The sequence below is a fragment of the Streptomyces sp. NPDC021749 genome (genome assembly GCF_040640655.1).
Lineage (GTDB): Bacteria > Actinomycetota > Actinomycetes > Streptomycetales > Streptomycetaceae > Streptomyces.
Window position 1 is genome coordinate 1 of the sequence record NZ_JBFACE010000049.1, and the last position, 18,099, is coordinate 18,099.

17 protein-coding genes and 2 pseudogenes are annotated in these 18,099 nt (G+C 70.2%); 7 read left to right on the plus strand and 12 right to left on the minus strand.

The genetic code is table 11. The features are described 5' to 3' along the window. Nucleotides 1–601: 601 nt before the first annotated feature. The gene (mqnP, locus tag AB0G35_RS32410; RefSeq protein ID WP_360956855.1) at nucleotides 602–1,504 is read right to left on the minus strand and encodes a menaquinone biosynthesis prenyltransferase MqnP; all 903 of its coding nucleotides are present in this window, start codon (nucleotides 1,502–1,504) and stop codon (nucleotides 602–604) included. Continuing rightward, entirely contained in the window at nucleotides 1,504–2,961 is a 1,458-nt protein-coding gene (locus AB0G35_RS32415) for a menaquinone biosynthesis decarboxylase (protein ID WP_360956857.1), read from the minus strand. Before AB0G35_RS32415 ends, mqnP begins: the two co-directional genes overlap by 1 nt. Nucleotides 2,962–3,049: 88 nt before the next feature. Here AB0G35_RS32415 and AB0G35_RS32420 point away from each other — a divergent pair, with 88 nt between their 5' ends. The 3 genes from AB0G35_RS32420 (at nucleotide 3,050) to AB0G35_RS32430 (ending at nucleotide 5,956) form a co-directional block, all read left to right on the plus strand. Next, entirely contained in the window at nucleotides 3,050–3,490 is a 441-nt protein-coding gene (locus tag AB0G35_RS32420; protein ID WP_360956859.1) for a PLD nuclease N-terminal domain-containing protein, read from the plus strand. A 119-nt stretch (nucleotides 3,491–3,609) separates the two neighbouring features. Continuing rightward, on the plus strand, nucleotides 3,610–4,314 hold the full coding sequence (locus tag AB0G35_RS32425; RefSeq protein WP_360956861.1) for a DUF4291 domain-containing protein: 705 nt from the start codon (nucleotides 3,610–3,612) through the stop codon (nucleotides 4,312–4,314). Between the two features lie 214 nt (nucleotides 4,315–4,528). Then, complete coding sequence (locus AB0G35_RS32430) at nucleotides 4,529–5,956, plus strand: alkaline phosphatase family protein (protein ID WP_360956863.1); 1,428 nt, start codon at nucleotides 4,529–4,531, stop codon at nucleotides 5,954–5,956. 143 nt (nucleotides 5,957–6,099) lie between these two features. Here AB0G35_RS32430 and ccsB read toward each other — a convergent pair whose 3' ends face one another. The 7 genes from ccsB to hemL form a co-directional block, all read right to left on the minus strand. Then, nucleotides 6,100–7,185 (minus strand): c-type cytochrome biogenesis protein CcsB, encoded by a 1,086-nt coding sequence (ccsB, locus tag AB0G35_RS32435; protein ID WP_360956865.1) that lies wholly within the window; start codon nucleotides 7,183–7,185, stop codon nucleotides 6,100–6,102. Further along, nucleotides 7,182–8,993 carry a cytochrome c biogenesis protein ResB gene (locus AB0G35_RS32440; RefSeq protein ID WP_360956867.1) on the minus strand — a complete coding sequence of 604 codons (1,812 nt, stop codon included), beginning with the start codon at nucleotides 8,991–8,993 and terminating at the stop codon, nucleotides 7,182–7,184. Before AB0G35_RS32440 ends, ccsB begins: the two co-directional genes overlap by 4 nt. Nucleotides 8,994–8,996: 3 nt before the next feature. Further along, nucleotides 8,997–9,761 (minus strand): cytochrome c biogenesis protein CcdA, encoded by a 765-nt coding sequence (locus AB0G35_RS32445; RefSeq protein ID WP_360956869.1) that lies wholly within the window; start codon nucleotides 9,759–9,761, stop codon nucleotides 8,997–8,999. Nucleotides 9,762–9,772: 11 nt separating this feature from the next. Continuing rightward, nucleotides 9,773–10,384: a TlpA disulfide reductase family protein gene (locus tag AB0G35_RS32450; protein ID WP_360956871.1), complete on the minus strand. Its 612-nt coding sequence runs from the start codon at nucleotides 10,382–10,384 to the stop codon at nucleotides 9,773–9,775. Between the two features lie 64 nt (nucleotides 10,385–10,448). Then, nucleotides 10,449–11,675 (minus strand): hypothetical protein, encoded by a 1,227-nt coding sequence (locus AB0G35_RS32455; RefSeq protein ID WP_360956873.1) that lies wholly within the window; start codon nucleotides 11,673–11,675, stop codon nucleotides 10,449–10,451. A 146-nt stretch (nucleotides 11,676–11,821) separates the two neighbouring features. Further along, entirely contained in the window at nucleotides 11,822–12,535 is a 714-nt protein-coding gene (locus AB0G35_RS32460) for a histidine phosphatase family protein (protein ID WP_360956875.1), read from the minus strand. Nucleotides 12,536–12,542: 7 nt separating this feature from the next. Further along, entirely contained in the window at nucleotides 12,543–13,850 is a 1,308-nt protein-coding gene (gene hemL, locus AB0G35_RS32465) for a glutamate-1-semialdehyde 2,1-aminomutase (RefSeq protein ID WP_360956878.1), read from the minus strand. Nucleotides 13,851–14,173: 323 nt separating this feature from the next. Here hemL and AB0G35_RS32470 point away from each other — a divergent pair, with 323 nt between their 5' ends. Then, entirely contained in the window at nucleotides 14,174–14,731 is a 558-nt protein-coding gene (locus AB0G35_RS32470; RefSeq protein ID WP_078866473.1) for a hypothetical protein, read from the plus strand. 306 nt (nucleotides 14,732–15,037) lie between these two features. On the opposite strand, the gene AB0G35_RS32475 is transcribed toward AB0G35_RS32470, so the two are convergent. Beyond that, nucleotides 15,038–15,766, minus strand: coding sequence for an SDR family oxidoreductase (locus tag AB0G35_RS32475; protein ID WP_360956882.1), 729 nt, complete (start codon nucleotides 15,764–15,766; stop codon nucleotides 15,038–15,040). 202 nt (nucleotides 15,767–15,968) lie between these two features. On the opposite strand from AB0G35_RS32475, the gene AB0G35_RS32480 reads away from it, so the two are divergent. After that, nucleotides 15,969–16,130: a hypothetical protein gene (locus tag AB0G35_RS32480; protein WP_360956884.1), complete on the plus strand. Its 162-nt coding sequence runs from the start codon at nucleotides 15,969–15,971 to the stop codon at nucleotides 16,128–16,130. A 100-nt stretch (nucleotides 16,131–16,230) separates the two neighbouring features. Here AB0G35_RS32480 and AB0G35_RS32485 read toward each other — a convergent pair whose 3' ends face one another. Beyond that, nucleotides 16,231–16,806: a cupin domain-containing protein gene (locus AB0G35_RS32485; protein ID WP_360956957.1), complete on the minus strand. Its 576-nt coding sequence runs from the start codon at nucleotides 16,804–16,806 to the stop codon at nucleotides 16,231–16,233. A gap of 247 nt (nucleotides 16,807–17,053) precedes the next feature. On the opposite strand from AB0G35_RS32485, the gene AB0G35_RS32490 reads away from it, so the two are divergent. Next, entirely contained in the window at nucleotides 17,054–17,350 is a 297-nt protein-coding gene (locus AB0G35_RS32490; RefSeq protein WP_360956960.1) for a MazG-like family protein, read from the plus strand. Nucleotides 17,351–17,414: 64 nt separating this feature from the next. Here the strand turns inward: AB0G35_RS32490 and AB0G35_RS32495 are convergent. Beyond that, nucleotides 17,415–17,528: pseudogene (locus AB0G35_RS32495) on the minus strand (TetR/AcrR family transcriptional regulator); the annotation flags it as partial. Between the two features lies 1 nt (nucleotide 17,529). On the opposite strand from AB0G35_RS32495, the pseudogene AB0G35_RS32500 reads away from it, so the two are divergent. Continuing rightward, nucleotides 17,530–17,832: pseudogene (locus tag AB0G35_RS32500) on the plus strand (FAD-dependent oxidoreductase); the annotation flags it as partial. Nucleotides 17,833–18,099 lie beyond the last annotated feature (267 nt).

Here is an 18,099-nt window from a genome sequence, read left to right on the forward strand (position 1 = left end):
CAGTTGCACTCGCGTCACGTACGAAGGTCTACCGGACCAGACCGCGCCACGAAGGCACATCACGCAGATTGATCACGACTCGATACGGGCCCTAGCAACCGCTAGGAATCACCAGCAAGGAACCACTAGGAACCACTAGCGACCACTAACAACCACCTGCTGTAAAAGCCTCATCACCCTCCGGAACAAATCACGCTCCGTAATCGTTGCCGGAAAAGAAGGAGGCACACACGGCCCAGAAGCACAGGCAAAGGAGCCCACAACCAAGGAATCCACGACACAGGGCACACAAGACAGGAGCCCCCGACGCAGCCGCCCACGACACAGTGCCCTCAGTGCAGGCGCACAGGAGTGCCCACAGTGCAGGCGCACAGACCGCAGCGGCGCACGGCACAGAAGCGCCCGGCCCAGGAGTGCGCGGCCCAGGAGTGCGCGGCCCCAGAGGTACACAAGCCCCAAAAAGAAGCAGCAGCAGCCCAGCCGCCCCAGCCCCCTCAGACCGACCTCAGCCCCCGCCCCTCCAGCCCTACCGTCCGCCCGCCCTACCGCTTCTCCAGCCCTACCATCCGCCAGCCCAACCACCCCGCCAGCCCGGCCGACCTCAAACAGACAGCCCCCGCACCACCAGGTCCAGCAGCGCACATACGAACAGTGCGATGCCGATGAAGCCGTTGACCTGGAAGAAGGCGCGGTTGAGGCGGGTGAGGTCGTGCGGCCGGACGATGGTGTGCTCGTAGAGGAAGGCCGCTGCCACGATCAGCAGGCCGAGCCAGAAGAACGGGCCGGCGCCGGTGGCCAGGGCGTACCAGGCGAAGAGCGCCGTGGTGACGAGGTGGCAGCCGCGGGCGCCCCAGATCGCGGCGGGGATGCCGAAGCGGGCCGGGACCGAGCGGACGCCGATCTCGCGGTCGGTGTCGACGTCCTGGCAGGCGTAGATCAGGTCGAAGCCGCCGATCCAGATGCCGACCGCGAGGCCGAGGATAACGGCGTCCCAGGACCAGGCGCCGGTGATGGCGATCCAGGCGCCGATCGGGCCCATGGCCTGGGCGAGGCCGAGGATGGCCTGGGGGAAGTTGGTGAAGCGCTTGCCGTACGGGTAGACCACCATCGGCACCACGGCGACCGGGGCGAGGGCCAGGCAGAGGGGGTTGAGCAGGGCCGCCGCGCCGAGGAAGACGGCGAGGGCGATCAGAGCGCCGGTCCAGGCGGACTTCACGGAGACCGCGCCGGTGACGAGTTCGCGGTGGGCGGTGCGGGGGTTACGGGCGTCGATCTCGCGGTCGATGATCCGGTTGGCGGCCATCGCGAAGGTGCGCAGGCCGACCATGCAGATGGTGACGAGGAGCAGCAGGAGCCAGTCGATGCGCTTGTCGCGCTGGTACATCGCGGTCAGGGAGGCGATGTAGGCGAAGGGGAGCGCGAAGACCGAGTGCTCGATCATGACGAGGCGCAGGAAGGCCTTGGTGCGCCCGGGCTGTGGGAGGGCGGCGGAGGCGCTGGTCATCAGAGGCCGTACTCCTTCCAGCGGCGGTCGACGAGGGCCGCCGTGCGGGGGTCGGACTCGACCATGTCGGGCCAGCCGCCGTCGCGGGTGTAGCCCTCCTCGGGCCACTTCTTCGTCGCGTCGATGCCTGCCTTGCCGCCCCAGAACTGCTGGTAGGAGGCGTGGTCGAGGTGGTCGACGGGGCCTTCGACGACGGTCAGGTCGCGGGCGTAGTCGGTGTTGCCGAGGGCGCGCCAGGAGACCTCGTGGAGGTTGTGGACGTCGCAGTCGGCGTCGACGACGACGATGAGTTTGGTGAGGGACATCATGTGCGCGCCCCAGATGGCGTGCATCACCTTTTGTGCGTGTTTGGGGTACTTCTTGTCGATCGAGACGATCGCGCAGTTGTGGAAGCCGCCGGACTCGGGGAGGTGGTAGTCCACGATGTCCGGGACGATGATCTTGAGGAGGGGCAGGAAGAAGCGTTCCGTCGCCCGGCCGAGGGGGCCGTCCTCGGTCGGCGGGCGGCCGACGACGATGGACTGGAGCAGCGGGCGCTTGCGCATCGTCACGCAGTCGATGGTCAGCGCGGGGAACGGCTCCTGCGGCGTGTAGAAGCCGGTGTGGTCGCCGAAGGGGCCCTCCGGGAGCATCTCGCCGGGCTCCAGCCAGCCCTCGATGACGACCTCGGCGTTGGCCGGGACCTGGAGCGGGACGGTCTTGCAGTCGACCATCTCGATCCGCTTGCCCTGGAGGAAGCCGGCGAAGAGGTATTCGTCGATGTCGCCGGGGAGCGGGGCGGTGGAGGCGTAGGTGACGGCCGGCGGGCAGCCGAAGGCGATGGCGACCGGCAGTCGCTCGCCACGCTTGGCGGCCACCTGGTAGTGGTTGCGGCTGTCCTTGTGGATCTGCCAGTGCATCCCGATGGTGCGCTTGTCGTGGCGCTGGAGGCGGTAGAGGCCGAGGTTGCGGACGCCGGTTTCGGGGTGCTTGGTGTGCGTGAGGCCGAGGTTGAAGAACGAGCCGCCGTCCTTGGGCCAGGTGAAGAGGGCGGGAAGCTTGTCCAGGTCGACGTCGTCGCCGGTGAGCACGACCTCCTGGACGGGGGCGCTCTCGCCCTTGACCTTCTTGGGCGGGACGTGCGTCATGCCGGCGAGCTTGCCGAACGCCTCGCGGACCCCCACGAACCCCTGCGGGAGTTCGGGCTTGAGCAGGCCGCCGATCTTGGCGCTGATGTCCTCGTACGTCTTGAGGCCGAGGGCCTTGAGGAGGCGGCGGTCGGTGCCGTAGACGTTCATGGCGAGGGGCATCGCCGAGCCCTTGACGTTCTCGAAGAGCAGCGCGGGGCCGCCGGCCTTCTGCACCCGGTCCACGATCTCGCCGATTTCGAGATACGGGTCGACCTCGGCCTTGATGCGCTTGAGGTCGCCTTCCCGCTCAAGAGCGCGCAGGAACGAGCGGAGATCGTCGTAAGCCATGCGTTCCAGTATCGGGTACGCACTACCCTGGGCGGGTCACCGGGCCCTGGCGTGGGCCCGCCGCCGTCTGCAGGGGGCTCGTTCCGCAATGCTCAGGTATCTGCCGTTCCTTCTGGTGCTGGCACTGTGGATCTACGCGTTCATCGACTGCCTCAACACCCCTGAGTCGCAGGTGCGCGGGCTGCCGAAGGTGGTCTGGGTGATCGTCATCCTGCTCTTCGGTGAGGTGCTGATCGGTCCGATCGCGTGGCTGGTGGCGGGCAAGCACCGGCACGTGGTGGCGGGCGGGGGCGGCAGTACGCCTTCGGAGTGGCACCGCAGCCACAGCACGGCGAAGTGGGTGGCGCCGGACGACAATCCGGAGTTCCTGCGTTCTCTCAAGGAGGAGAACAAGAAGGACGAGTCACTGCTGAAGGACTGGGAGGCGGACCTGCGGCGTCGTGAGGAGGAGTTGCGGCGGAAGAGCGGTGAGGCGTCGGAGGGCGGCAACGGCTCCAGCGAGGACACTCCGCCGTCGGCCAAGGACTGACCGTCCGCCGGGCCGGGAGGCCGGCCCCGCTCGCGGCGCGGCCGTTCGGTGGCGCGTCAATTCGGTGGCACGTCAATTCGGTGGCCCGGCCTGATCGTCGTCGGCCAGGATGGCCGCTCATGAGCACCGTCCCGCACGACACCGAGCACCTCGGCACCGTCCCCGTCAGCGCTGAGCACGGCAGCACCGCCCCCATCGGCGCTGAGCACGGCAGCACCGCCCCCGTCAGCCCCGAGCCCCTCCGCCGTATCCGGGCCCGTTACACCGAACGGACCGTCACGGTCTATCAGGCGTACGCACCGGAGCTGGGCGTTCCGGCGGCGCGGGACGGTCGGTTCCCGGTGGCGTGGAAGCGGGAGCGGATGACGTGGATCAAGCCGTCGTTCCTGTGGATGATGTACCGCTGCGGCTGGGCGTCCAAGGCCGGGCAGGAGACGGTGCTGGCGGTCGAGATCGACCGGGCGGGCTTCGACTGGGCGTTGCGGCAGGCCTGTCTGTCGCATTACGACGCCGATGAGCACGGGGACCGGGATGCGTGGCGGCGGCAGTTGAGGGAGTCGCCGGCGCGGGTGCAGTGGGATCCGGAGCGGGATCTGTGGTTGCGGGCGCTGCCGTACCGTTCGTTGCAGCTGGGGTTGGCCGGGGAGGCGTCGCGGCGGTACGCGGACGAGTGGACGGTGGGGATCACGGACGTGACCGGGCTGGCGCGTGAGGTGCGGGCGCGGGTGGCGGCGGGGGACGTGGCGGGGGCGGCCGGGCTGCTGCCCGAGGAGCGTCCGTACCCTGCACCCGAGGGAACTCCGGGGCTCGGCCGCGTGTCCTGACGCGGCCCGGTAAACGCGTAATTCCGGCCACCGCGCGGTCCGTGGGGGACTGCTTCGTGTGGCGTACGAGACGTAGCTCGGTTTGGCCAACTCACGGCATTTCATGGCCAATTGATGCTCTGTTCAGATGCCTCCCCCTGCCCGGGAAACTCCCCCGCCGCCACAGTCATGTCGGCCCACTGAGGGCTCACGCGACTCAGGGAGAGTGGCACATATGCCCGACATGACCCGACGCAGACTCCTCGGCTCCGCGGCCGGCGCGGTCGGTGGCGCCGCCGCGCTGACTCTGTTGCCGCCCAGCGTTCAAAAGGCCGTCGCCGCCGGACCGGCACGTCACGGTTCGCTGCACGACGTCGAGCACGTCGTCATGCTCATGCAGGAAAATCGGTCCTTCGACCACTACTTCGGCACGCTGCGCGGCGTCCGCGGTTTCGCCGACCCGGACGCGCTGACGCTCCCGGACGGCCGTGACGTCTTCCACCAGCCGGACGCGGAGAACCCGGACGGCTATCTGCTGCCGTTCCGGCTCAACACCCACACGTCCAGCGCCCAGGCCATTCCCTCCACGAGTCATGCCTGGTCGGTGCAGCACGAGGCGTGGAACGGCGGCAAGATGGACCGCTGGCTGCCGGCGCACCGGAAGGCGGACGGGGTCAACGGTCCGTATGTGATGGGCTATCACACGCGGGAGGACATCCCGTTCCAGTTCGCGCTGGCCGAGGCGTTCACGCTGTGCGACAACTACTTCTGCTCGGTCTTCGGGCCGACCTGGCCGAACCGGCTGTACTGGATGACCGGCACCCTGGACCCGGGCGGCACGCGGGGCGGGCCGGTGCTGAACAACACCGCGCCGAAGCCGTACCGCTGGACGACGTACGCGGAGCGGCTGGAGGCGGCGGGGATCAGCTGGAAGGTGTACCAGGAGGAGGACGACTACGGCTGCAACCTGCTGGAGCAGTTCCAGACGTTCCGGGACTCCCAGCCGGGTGATCCGCTCTACGAGCGGGGGGTGCGGCCTCAGCCGGCGGGCACGTTCGAGGACGACGCCCGCAATGACCGGCTGCCGGCGGTGTCGTGGCTGATCCCGACGAGTCACCAGTCGGAGCACCCGGACTATCTGCCGGCGGCGGGCGCGGATTACGTGGCGCAGAAGCTGGAGGCGATCGCGTCGAATCCGCGGGTGTGGGCGAAGACGGTCTTCATCCTCAACTACGACGAGAACGACGGGCTCTTCGACCATGTGCCGCCGCCGGTGCCGCCGCCGGGGACGAAGGACGAGTTCGTCCGGGGGCTGCCGATCGGCGGTGGGTTCCGGGTGCCGTGTCTGATCATGTCGCCGTGGACGGTGGGCGGCTGGGCGGCCGGTGATCCGTTCGACCACACGTCGGTGCTGCAGTTCCTGGAGCGGTGGACGGGTGTGGAGGAGCCGAACATCAGTGACTGGCGGCGGGCGGCGTTCGGCGATCTGACGTCGGCGTTCGGTTTCCGGCATGCGGCCCGCCGGCCGCCGCGGCTGCCGGACGACACCGCGGAGCAGCTGGCGGAGGCGCAGTGGGAGGTGGCGCATCTGCCGAAGCCGACGCTGCCGGGGGCGGGGCAGGTGCCGCCGCGGCAGGAGCGGGGGCGGCGCAGGCGGCGGTGAGGGCACGGCTCACGGCGCGCACGGGCCGGGCCGAGGGGCCGTAGGAACGACGCCGGGCCGCTTCCCGCACGGGAAGGACGAACGGTGCCGTACGGGTTCGCCCGGGGGCTTTCCGTACGGCACCGCGTGGTGGTCCGGGTGGTTCAGACGCCGGCGTAGGAGTGCAGGCCGGTGACGAAGATGTTCACGCCGTAGTAGTTGAAGAGGTAGCAGGCGAAGGCGATCAGGCCGAGCCAGGCGGCCTTGCGGCCCTTCCAGCCGGCGGTGGCGCGGGCGTGCAGGTAGCCGGCGTAGGCGACCCAGGTGATGAAGGACCAGACCTCCTTGGGGTCCCAGCCCCAGTAGCGGCCCCAGGCGGCCTCGGCCCAGATGGCGCCCGCGATGATGGTGAACGTCCACAGGGGGAAGACGGTGGCGTTGACGCGGTAGGCGAACTTGTCCAGGGAGGCGGCGGAGGGCAACCGCTCCAGGACGGAGGCGGCGAAGGCGCCGGGCTGCTTGCCGGCGGGGTCGGCGAGCTTGGCCTCGTAGCGGTCGCGGAAGAGGAAGAGCAGGGTGGCGACGGCGCCGAGGTAGAGGACGGCGCCGGAGAGGATCGCGCAGCTGACGTGGATCCACAGCCAGTAGGAGTGCAGCGCGGGGACGAGCTGGTCGCTGGCGGTGTAGAGCACGGAGACGGCGAGGCCGAGGTCGAGCAGGACGGTGGTGACCAGGGGCAGGCCGATCCACCGGACGTCCTTCTTGAGGACGAGCAGCAGCAGGTAGATGCCGGTGGCGACGGCGGCGAAGGTGGTGGAGAACTCGTACATGTTGCCCCAGGGGGCACGCTGTACGGACAGGGCGCGGGTGACGACGCCGCCGACGTGGAGCGCCCAGGCGAGGACGGTCAGCGAGATGGCGATGCGTCCGTAGAGGTCGCCCTTCTCGGTGCCGCCGTGGGCGCCGGGGCCGTCGGGGACGTCGCGGCTGCCGGTCGCCGACTTGGTGACGACCTTGGGCCGTTCCAGTACGGCGGTGCCGCCGCCCTGGCGCTCGGCGGTGACGGGGGCGGCCGCCGGGGTGGTGGTCGAGGTGAGGGCGGCGGCGGTGCGGCCGACCTTGCTGCGGCTGCCGAACACCCACTCGGCCATGTGCGCGACGAAGGCGAGGGTGTAGATCGCCATGGCCGAATAGACCAGGACATTGCTGTTGTGCGCCAGTGTCTCGTTGGCTGCGGCGGCGAGGTTCACGCGCGCGCTCCTTCGGAGGGGTCAGCAGGACCGTCAGAGTCGGTGGGCTCCGCGGGGTCTTTCGAGGGGGTGGCGGGGGCGGTCCCGGAGTCCGGGTCGGGGTCCGGGGTGGGGTCCGGTTCCGGGTCGGCGTCCGGGCCGGGGTGCGGGGCGAGCGGGGCGTCGGGCTCCAGTGCCGCGGCGAGGTCGCCGAGTTCCTCGGGGAGGCGGGCGGACTCGCTGCGGCCGAGTCCGGCCATCTCGACGACGGTGACGCCGTTCTCCCCGGTGCGTTCGGCGCGGACCCAGACGCGGCGCCGCTGGATGAAGAGGGAGCCGGCCAGGCCGAGCAGGGCGGCGACCGCGCCGGTGAGGGCGAGGCCGTTGCCGGGCTGGTGGCTGATCTTGAAGCTGGCCCAGGTCTTGACGCCGTTGAAGGTGATGCTGCCGTCGCCGCCCGGCAGCTTCATGGTCTCGCCGGGCTTCATCATCTGGGCGACCGCGCGGCCCTTGACCTGGTACTGCTTCAGGTTCTTCTTGTCGAGCTGGTAGACGTTCTGCGGCAGCCCGGAGGCGACGCCCAGGTCGCCGTGGTAGGCGGTGAGCACCAGCCGCGGGTTGTCGAGCGCGGGGAACGTGGAGAACATCGAGCCGGAGCCCTTGCCGCCGAAGGTGGGGACGAAGAAGCCCTGGAAGCCGAGCTGGTTGGGCTTGTCGTCCTTGGTGCGGGCGCCGGGGACCTTGACGACTCCGGTGGAGGTGAAGTTCTTCGGGTCCTGGGGGAGGAAGGGGACGGCGCCGTTGTAGACGGTCTTGCCGCGGCCGTCCTTGACGGTGACGTCGGGCGAGTAGCCGTGGGAGAGCAGGTAGACCTTGTCGCCGGCGATGTCGAGGGGGGTGTTCACCTCGATGGTGGTCTTGTGTTCCTGGCCGTCGGCTCCGGAGAAGTACCGGATGTGGGCGCGGAAGACCCGCGGGGTGCCCTTCTGCGGCCCGGAGCGTTCGTAGGTCGCGTCGAACTTGTCGAGGGTGAAGCCGAACGGCTCCATGGTGTCGGTGTCGAAGAAGGCGCCGGACTTGAAGTCGTCGTACTGGGTGAGGCTGTTGGCAAAGCCGTCGCCCTCGGTGATCAGCTTGCCGCCTTCGGACTTCCACAGGCTGCCGACGGCGAACGCGACGAGCATCACGATCAGCGCGACGTGGAAGACGAGGTTGCCGACCTCGCGCAGATAGCCCTTCTCGGCGGCGACCGCGGTGCCGGCGCGGTGGGCGCGGAACCGGCGCTTCTTCAGCATCCGCTCGGCGGCGGCGAGCACGTCGTCGGGGGCGGCGTCGGTGTGCCAGGTGGTGTAGGCGGGCAGCCGGGTCAGGCGGCGGGGGGCGGCCGGCGGGCGGCCGCGGAGCTGGCCGACGAACTGCCAGCTGCGCGGGACGATGCAGCCGATCAGGGAGATGAACAGCAGCAGGTAGATGGCGGAGAACCACACCGAGCTGTAGACGTGGAACATCCCCAGCGTGTCGTAGACGTCGCCGAGGGCGGGGTGGTCGGCCTTGAACTGGTCGACCTTGACGGGGTCGATGCTGGTCTGCGGGATCAGCGAGCCGGGGATGGCGCCGATCGACAGCAGGAAGAGCAGCAGCAGCGCGACCCGCATGGAGGTCAGCTGCCGCCAGAACCAGCGCGCCCAGCCGACCGGGCCGAGCGAGGGCACGGTGACGTCTTCCCGGGGCGCGGTGGAGAGCTGGGAGCCGGCCGCGCCGAGGTCGCTGCCCGCTTCGTCGGCGCCGGGGGTGCCGGAGTCGCGGGGGGTGTCGGTCTTGGTGGACATCGATCAGATCCCAACGGTGGAGCTTTGTGCCCAGCTCTGGAGCTCGGACATCAGGCTGTCCCAGATGCCGGTGACGAGGAGGACGCCGAGGGCGACCATCATGCCGCCGCCGATCCGCATCACCCACTGGTAGTGCCGCTTGACCCAGCCGAAGGCGCCGAGGACGCGGCGGAAGGCGAGGGCGACGGCGATGAACGGTACGCCGAGGCCGAAGCAGTAGGCGACGGTGAGGAGGGCGCCGCGGCCGGCGCTGGCGTCGTAGAAGGAGAGGGTCTGGACGGCGGCGAAGGTGGGGCCGAGGCAGGGGGTCCAGCCGACGCCGAAGAGGACGCCGAGCACCGGCGCGCCGGCCAGGCCCATGGCGGGCTTCTTGTGGAAGCGGAATTCGCGCTGCCCGAAGCGTTGCAGGACGCCGGCGAAGGCCAGTCCGAAGAGGATCAGCAGGGCGCCGAGGACGCGGGAGATGACGTCCTTGTAGGCGAGCAGGGTCTTGCCGAAGAAGCCGAAGAGGGCGCCGCCGGAGACGAAGACGGCGGTGAAGCCGAGGATGAAGAGGCCGGCTCCGGCGAGCATCCGGCCGCGGCGGGCCTCGCCGAGGTCGGTGCCGGTGACGCCGGTCACGTACGACATGTAGCCGGGGACCAGCGGCAGGACGCAGGGGGAGAAGAAGGAGACGAGGCCGGCGAGGAGTGCGATGGGGACGGCGGCGAAGAGGGTGCCGGAGGAGACGGTGGGGTCGGCGACGACGGCGAGCTGGGTGAGTTCCATCTCTGACTGGATCACTTCTCGGCGATCAGCGGCTTGACCATGCTGCGCAGTTCGTCCTCGGTGAGCGGCCCGATCGAGCGGGCGGCGATCTTGCCGTGCCGGTCGATGGCGATCGTCGAGGGGATGGACTGCGGGTTGAGGCTGCCCTTGGGGAAGCGCAGCATCAGCCGGCCGGTGGGGTCGAACAGGCTCGGGTAGGGCACCTTGTGCTCTTCCTCGAAGCTGGTGGCCTGGGACTTCTCGGAGTCGCGGGTGTTGATCCCGATGAACTGGACGCCCTTGTCCTTGGTCTCCTTGGCGACCTTGGCGAAGTTCGGCGCCTCGGCGATGCAGGGGCCGCACCACGATCCCCAGACGTTGAGGATGACGACCTTGCCCTTGTAGTCGGCGACGTCGAGCTGCTTGCCGGTGGTGGTCTCGCCGGACAGGTCGGGGGCGGGCTGCCGGTCGGCCTTCTTGACGGTGTCGACGCCGTCCTTGCCCTGGACGAAGCGGGTCTGGGCCGAGCCTCCGGAGGCGCCGTCTCCGCAGGCGCTCAGCGACAGCGAAGCGGCCGCGGCCCCTGCGGCGAGCAGGATGATCCGGCGGCGGCGCGTGCGGCGGCGTGGGGCGTCAGCACTCATGTGAAAAGTTTCGCATGGGCCATTTGCGGATCTTCCGCGCCCCCCTCGTCGCGTGCTGACGGGATCAGGTGGCCGAGAGGTACTCCTTCCAGCCCTCGGAGGGCCGCCTGCCGACCGGGACCTGCTGGAGTCTGTACAGCACCTCCGGGTCCTGGGCGTCGAGCCAGTCGGTGAGCTGCCGGAACGACACCAGGTGGACATCGCGGTTCTGCTCGTTGGCGATGTGTTTGAGGGCGTCCTCGACAGCGTCCATGTAGATGCCGCCGTTCCACTCCTCGAAGTGGTTGCCGATGAAGAGGGGGGCGCGGTTGGTCTCGTAGGCGCGGCGGAATCCGGAGATGTAGGCGTCGGCGGCCTGCTGCCGCCAGCCGGGGTAGTTGGCCGAGGGGGCTCTGGTGGAGTTCCTGGACTGGTTGGCGAGGATGTTGTAGTCCATCGAGAGCACCTCGAAAGAGTGCCCGGGGAACGGAATCTGCTGGAGCGGGAAGTCCCAGAGGCCGAATTTCTTCTTCGGCCACATCTGGACGCCGCCGGGGGCGCTGGCGTCATAGCGCCAGCCGAGTTTCCGGGCGGCGGGCAGCAGATTTCTCTGGCCGAGCAGGCATGGCGTACGGCCACCGATCAATTCCTGTCGGTAATCGAACGGGAGGGGGTCGACGTCGGCGAAGCCGGTGTTGGTCCGCCATGTGGTGACGAAGTCCATCGCCTGTTCGATCTCGGAATACCACTGGCGGGGGGACCAGTGTTTGACCGAGGTCGGGGCGTCGCCGCAGAAGTGGCCGTTGAAATGGGTGCCGACCTCGTGGCCGTCCAGCCAGGCCTGGCGCACGTACTTCAGCGTGTCCTTGATGTGGTCGTCGTCGAGGTAGCCGATGGCGGAGGCGCCGCGCGGGTTGTTGGGCGGCTCGTAGAGGTCCTTCTGGGATTCCGGCAGGAGGTAGAGGCCGGAGAGGAAGAAGGTCATGGCCGCGCCGTGGTCCTTGGCGAGCTGGAGAAAGCGGGGGAAGAGGCCGTTGCCGACCTCTCCCGCGCCGTCCCAGGAGAAGACCACGAACTGCGGCGGGGTCTGTCCGGGCTCCATCCGTTCGGGTGCTTTCGGCTGGTGCGGCTGCGCGCCGTAATTCGCCGTCGAGCCGTCTCCGATGAGCTTGGGGCGGGCCTGGGCGGAGCTCTTCACCTTCTGTTTGCCGGCGCTCGCCTGCGGGCCGGGGGTGGAGCAGCCGGCGACGCCCAGCGCCGCGGCTGCCCCAACTCCCAGGCCCAGCAGGTTTCGCCGACTGATCGCGCGCATACCCTCGTCCCCATCCGTGCTCGCCGAACTCAATATCCATATAAACGGACAATCGAGGCGAGGGCATGTTGAGCATCGGGGGCCCGAGTTGATCGCCCGGGCATTTCATGGTGCGCGCTTGTGACGCTCCGCCACCTGATGCAGTGTCAGGCCCCGTAGGCCTTGCTCTTCCCCTTCGCCGGTTTGGCGCCGGCCAGAAGGTGGGAGGGAACCAGGTCGCGCGCCGGTTCGCTGTACCCCACCGAAATGATCTTGTCGCCCTGGAACGTGAACGACGTCAGCGAGGCCAGCGTGCACTGCCGCTTCCGCGGGTCGTGCCACAGCCGCCGCCGCTCCGCGAAGCTCCGGACGATCCAGATCGGCAGCTGGTGGCTGACCGCCACCGCCTCGTGACCGCGGGCCGCGTCCCGCGCCGCGCCGAGCGCCGCCATCATCCGTACGACCTGTTCGAGGTACGGCTCGCCCCACGACGGCCGGAACGGGTTCGTCAGGTACTTCCAGTTGCCGGGCTTCTTGAGCGCCCCGTCGCCGACCCCGAAGGTCTTGCCCTCGAAGACGTTGGCCGCCTCGATCAGCCGCTCGTCGGTGGCCAGGTCGAGACCGTGCGCCGCGGCGATCGGCGTCGCGGTCTCCTGGGCACGTTCCAGCGGGGAGGCGACGACATGGGTGACGTCCCGGCCGGCGAGGTGCTCGGCGACCCGGTCGGCCATCTTCCGCCCCAGTTCGGAGAGGTGGTAACCGGGCCGGCGCCCGTACAGCACGCCCTCCGGGTTGTGCACCTCGCCGTGCCGCATGAGATGGACGACGGTGATGTCGTCACCGTTGTTGCCGGCGGAGACCTCGTTGCTGCTCTGGTTCATTTCCCCCTCATTCCGTCGCTTCGGCGGCGGCCCGGGCGGCGGCCGGCAGGGCGGCCGCGATCCGCTCGACGGCCGCGGTGTCGTGTGCGGTCGAGACGAACCACGACTCGAACGCGGACGGCGGGAGGTAGACGCCCTGGGACAGCATCGAGTGGAAGAACGCGGTGAAGCGGAAGGACTCCTGCGTCTTCGCCTCGTCGTAGTTGGTGACGTCCCGCTCGGTGAAGAAGACGGAGAACATGTTCCCCGCCACCTGGAGACGGTGCGCCACACCCTCCTTGGCCAGCGCGCCGCCGACCAGCGAGCGCACCTCGGCGGAGACCGCGTCGACCTTCTCGTACGCGGCGTCGTCCAGCAGCCGCAGCTGCGCGACACCGGCCGCGGTGGCGATCGGGTTCCCGGACAGGGTGCCCGCCTGGTAGACCGGGCCGGCCGGGGCGAGGTGGGCCATGACGTCCGCGCGGCCGCCGAACGCGGCGGCCGGGAAGCCGCCGCCCATGACCTTGCCGAAGGTCATCAGATCCGGACGAACCCCGTCAATCCCGTACCAACCGGCCTTGCTGACGCGGAAGCCGGTCATCACCTCGTCGGAGATGTACAGCGCACCGTTGGCCGAGCACAGGTCCGCAAGGCCCTGGTTGAAGCCCGGCAGCGGCGGCACCACGCCCATGTTGCCGGGCGACGCCTCGGTGATCACACAGGCGATCTCGCCCGGGTGCGCGGCGAACGCGGCCCGCACCGCCTCCAGGTCGTTGTAGGGCAGCACGATCGTGTCGCCGGCCTGGGCACCGGTCACGCCCGGCGTGTCGGGCAGTCCGAAGGTCGCCACGCCCGAGCCGGCCGCGGCCAGCAGCGCGTCCACGTGCCCGTGGTAGCAGCCGGCGAACTTGACCACCTTGGGGCGGCCGGTGAACCCGCGCGCCAGACGGATCGCCGACATCGTCGCCTCGGTACCGGACGACACCAGGCGCACCTGCTCGACCGGCTCGATCCGGGCCACGATCTCCTCGGCCAGCTCGACCTCGCCCGCGCCGGGCGTACCGAAGGACGTACCGGCGGCGACCGCCTCCTGGACCGCCGCGATCACCTCGGGGTGCGAGTGCCCGAGGATCATCGGCCCCCATGAGCAGACGAGGTCGACGTACTCACGGCCGTCGGCGTCGGTGAGGTACGGACCGGTACCGGACACCATGAACCGGGGCGTACCGCCGACTGCGCGGAACGCCCGCACCGGTGAATTGACGCCGCCGGGCGTCACCACGGACGCACGCTCGAACAGCGACTGCGAAACAGGGGCTTCATACGGAAAAGACACTGTGATCCTGACCTGCATAAACGGGGAGGGCGGCGGCTCACGGGCACGGCCCCGGCTGACAACGGCACGGGAATCCCCGCTTGGACCACCTAAGGCGCCGCGCGGTTCCCGCTCGATCCTTTTTTGATTCCTCTCGCTTTCGACCGGGCGTCAGCCCCCGCTTGTCTGCGAAACTGGGGCGACGGACGAGTGAGTCACGCAAGCAATGGTCTCAGAGGCGCACGGGGGCGTGCGGCCGGGCGTTTCGCGCGCCGGTGACGGGGGAGGTCTCTGAGACGATGATCGGGTTGCGCGGCTGGGGCTGCGAGTGGTCGGGTGGAGATATGCATCGCGGTGGCGAACTGGGCGAAGGAACCGATGACCGGGGTTCCGGGCGCGCCCAGCGCGGCCGTCACCGGCGCGAGACCGAAGGCATCAAGGGTGGGGACATCAGGGGCGGCCGCATGGGGGTGACCTACAAATACTTCGGCGCGCCCAACGGCGCGACGGCGGCCCGGGTCCCGATCTCCATGCGCCCTGAGGAACTCGGCGGTGACGAGCTCGGCATGGGCGGAATGTTCACCAAGATCAAGCCGGAGACCATGGCCGCCATGGTCCTCACCGGCATAGAGGGCATACCCCTCCATAAGGTTCCGCCGCTCGAACTCGTCGTTCTCCACCCCGACTACGCCGTCGTCAAGCTGCCCATGACCGTGGTCGACCCGCTGCGCGGCATCGGCGAGGAATCGGTCGGCGCGGCCGCGTTCATCTGGTCCACGGTCCCCGATCGCGGCGGCCCCCGCGACGCCTTCGCCGTCTACCAGCTCCTCCACGAGTGGCAGGACTTCAGCCACCGCCTCCATGAGGCGGGCCACCAGGCTTATTGCTTGGTGTGGCCGTAACGGTTCGGCGGAGTCGGAGCCAGAGTGGGAGTGGGCTCGGGGCTTGGCGGGGTCGGGGCCTGGCGGGCTGGGGGCCTGGCGGGCTCGGGTTCGGGCTGGGGCGGCCGAGGGCTGGGCAGCGGGGCTCACTTCCGTGGGGCGGTGGCTTCGCTACGTAGGGCGGGGCGGGGCCTCTCGGCGAGGGGCCTCATCGTGTAGGACGGGGCCGGGCCTCCCGGCGAGGGGCCTCACCGCGTAGGACGGGGCCTCCGATCGGGGGTGGTTGGTTCTCCGATCGGGGTGGTTGGTTCTCCGATCGGGGTGGCTTCACCAGGTGGGGCGGGCCGATACCCCGCCGTCCACCACGAGGTCCTGTCCGGTGATCCACGACGCCATCGGTGAGGCGAGGAACACACAGGCGTCGCCCACGTCCTCCGGCCGCCCCAACCGCCCGGTGGGCGCCGCCGCGTGCCAGCGCCGCACCCCGTCGGGCCAGTCCTCGGCCAGCCCGGGGCGGTCGATCAGGCCCGGCGAGACGCTGTTGACGCGGATGCCGTACCGGCCGTACTCCAGCGCGGCGGCGCGCGCGTGCATCACCACTGCCGCCTTGGACGCGCAGTAGTGGGCATGCTGCGGAGCCGGACGGTCCGCCTCGATCGACGCGATATGCGTCACCGACCCGCCGCCACCTTCGCGCATCACGGCCGCCGCGGCCTGGGTGCAGGCGAACACCGAGTGCACGTTGAGGTCCGCCACCGCCCGCCAGTCGGCGAGCGACATCCCCGCCAGGTCCTGCGTCGGCTGCACCCCGGCGTTGTTCACCAGCGCGGTCAGCCGCCCGCGCCAGCCGGCCGCCTCGCCCACCAGCCGGTGGCAGTCCTCCTCGACGGCCAGATCGGCCGCCAGCGCCAGCGCGGTCCCGCCGCCCGCCTCGATCCGTCCCACCAGCGCCCGCGCCGCCTCGGCTCCCGACCGGTAATGCACCACCACCGCCGCCCCGGCCTCCGCGAACCGCACCGCGATGCCCTGCCCGACCCCACCCGCGGCCCCGGTCACGAGCACCACTTGCCCGGAGAGATCGGGGAGGTGGGGATGGGAGCGCTGGAGATCTTGCGGGTGTGGGGGGTGGGGGCCTTGGGAGTGGCGGGAGTGATGGGGGCTGGAGGGGGTACCTCGCTGACCGACTGCCATGCCCAGTTCCTGTGTTCCCTCATCGGCCGGGCCGGCTCGGCCGTCACGGCCGTCCGCGCTGCCCGCGGTGTTCGAGCCGTTCGAGCCGTTCCAGCTGTCCGCGCCGGTCGAGCCGGTCGAGCCGGTCGAGCCAGCTTGGCTGGTCTGGCCGGCTTGGCTGGTCTGGCCAGCCTGGCGGGGCTGGCTGGTCCGGCTGGTCCGGCTGGTCCAGCTGGTCCGGCTGGTGTGATCGGCGTGGTCGGCATGGCCGGATCCGCCCGGTGGTGCCTCCTGCCCGGGACTAGCCACTGCTCCACCGCCGTTCAGGCCTAGAGGGGTTCGCCCCCCTGTCATGGCCGGCTCAGCGCGGCGATCCTCGCTGCCTCCCGGGGAAACCGCGCGGCCAGTTCGGCGGCGTCCCCATGTTCGTAGTCCTCGAAGGTGAAACCCGGCGCCATCGTGCAGCCGAACAGTGTCCAGGAGCCACCCTCGGCGACCTCGGCGGCCATCCACGTACCGGCCGGCACGGTGAACTGGACGTGCTGCCCACCCAGGACGTCCGGCCCGAGGACGACCGTACGGGCCGCGCCCCCATCCAAGGTGCTCGCCTCGGAACCCTCGTAACCCTCGGCTCCCTGGGGTCGCCCGTCTTCTTCAGGTCCTTCGGTCAGCAGGAACAGGGTGAGCGGATCGCCTTGATAGAAGTGCCAGATCTCGTCGGTCGGCAGCCGGTGCAGGGCGGAGTAGTCGCCGGGCTCTGCGGTCAGCAGCATCACGATCGCCGTACCCTCAGGCCGCCCGTCGGGGCGGGGCGGACCCGCCCACGTACGCCGGAACCGTCCGCCCTCACGCGGCAGCGGCACCAGGCCGTAGAAATCGACCAGCGCCTCGGGGAGCGGGTCGCGGGACGTGCGGTGCTCGGCCATCTGCGGCGTGCCCTTTCCCACCAGCCAGCAGCAATACGGGGGTTGGTCCACCCTAGGCGCGTACGCCGCCGGACACGGGCACAATCGGGCCATGTCCGATACGCCTCCGTCGGCCGACGCATCGTCCGCCCCTCCCGCCGACGCCCCGTACGCGCCTCTCGCCGACGGCCCGTACGCGCCTCCGGTCGATGCCTCGTACGCACCTCCGGCCGACGCCCCGTCAGCCGTCTGGGAGACCGTCGACCATCTGGTGCGCTGGCTCGACGGTGAGAGCGCGCTGCCGCCTGAGCAGGAGCGGCTGCTGCGCATCCTGAAGCTCTCCGAGGAGGCGGGCGAGGTCGCACAGGCGGTGATCGGCGCCACCGGCCAGAACCCGCGCAAGGGGCACAGCCACACCTGGGACGACGTGCACAGCGAGCTGTGCGATGTGATCCTCACGGCGATGGTGGCGCTCCGCACGCTGACCCCGGAGGCGCGGCAGGTCTTCGAACGGCATCTGGCCCGTGTGGCCGGACGGGTGCCGCGATCGCGGTCCGGGGACTGAGCAACCACCCTCCCCCGCCCAACGACCGCCCGCCCAACGACTACCGGCCCGACAACCAACCGCCTTATGGCTGCTCGGCCGTGAGGTAGCGCTGGATAGTGGGCGCCAGCCAGGCGATGAGCTCGTCATGGCTGAGGTCGACGGCCGGCGGAAGGTGCAGGACGTAACGGCACAGCGCCGCCCACCGGCTCGCCGGCCACCGCGCCCCCGACCTCCGCCTGGCCGGCGGCGGCCGACTCTACGAGCTCCTGCGGCAAGGGAAGTTCGTCCTCGTCACCCCGACCGACGAGCCCACAGGCCTCCGCCCGGACGACGACCGCGTCATCCCGGCCACCTGGGACAGCGGCCGCCGTACTGCCCTGCTGATACGCCCCGACGGCTATATCGCCTGGGCCACCGACTCCACGGCACCCGCCGAGCGTGCCGCAGCACTGCGCAGCGCACTCATACGCTGGACCGGCGCCGCACCGGCGGACGACTGAGCGGGGGCGGACGACTTCGCGGGGGCGAACCGCTGAGCAGGGGCGGACGACTCCTCGCGGGCAAACGGCTGTACGTGGGGCGGACGGCTCCCCGGGAGCGACGGTTCTGCGAGGGCCGCCGGCTTCGCAGAATGCGGGCCCTGCCGGGGGCCAACTTCGCGGGGTGCCGGCCCTGCCAGGGTGCCGACTTCGTTGGTGGCGCCCGCCCCGCCGGGTGCGCCGGCTCCGCCGAGGGGCCAGCTGCGCCCGGGGGTGGCAGATCCGCCG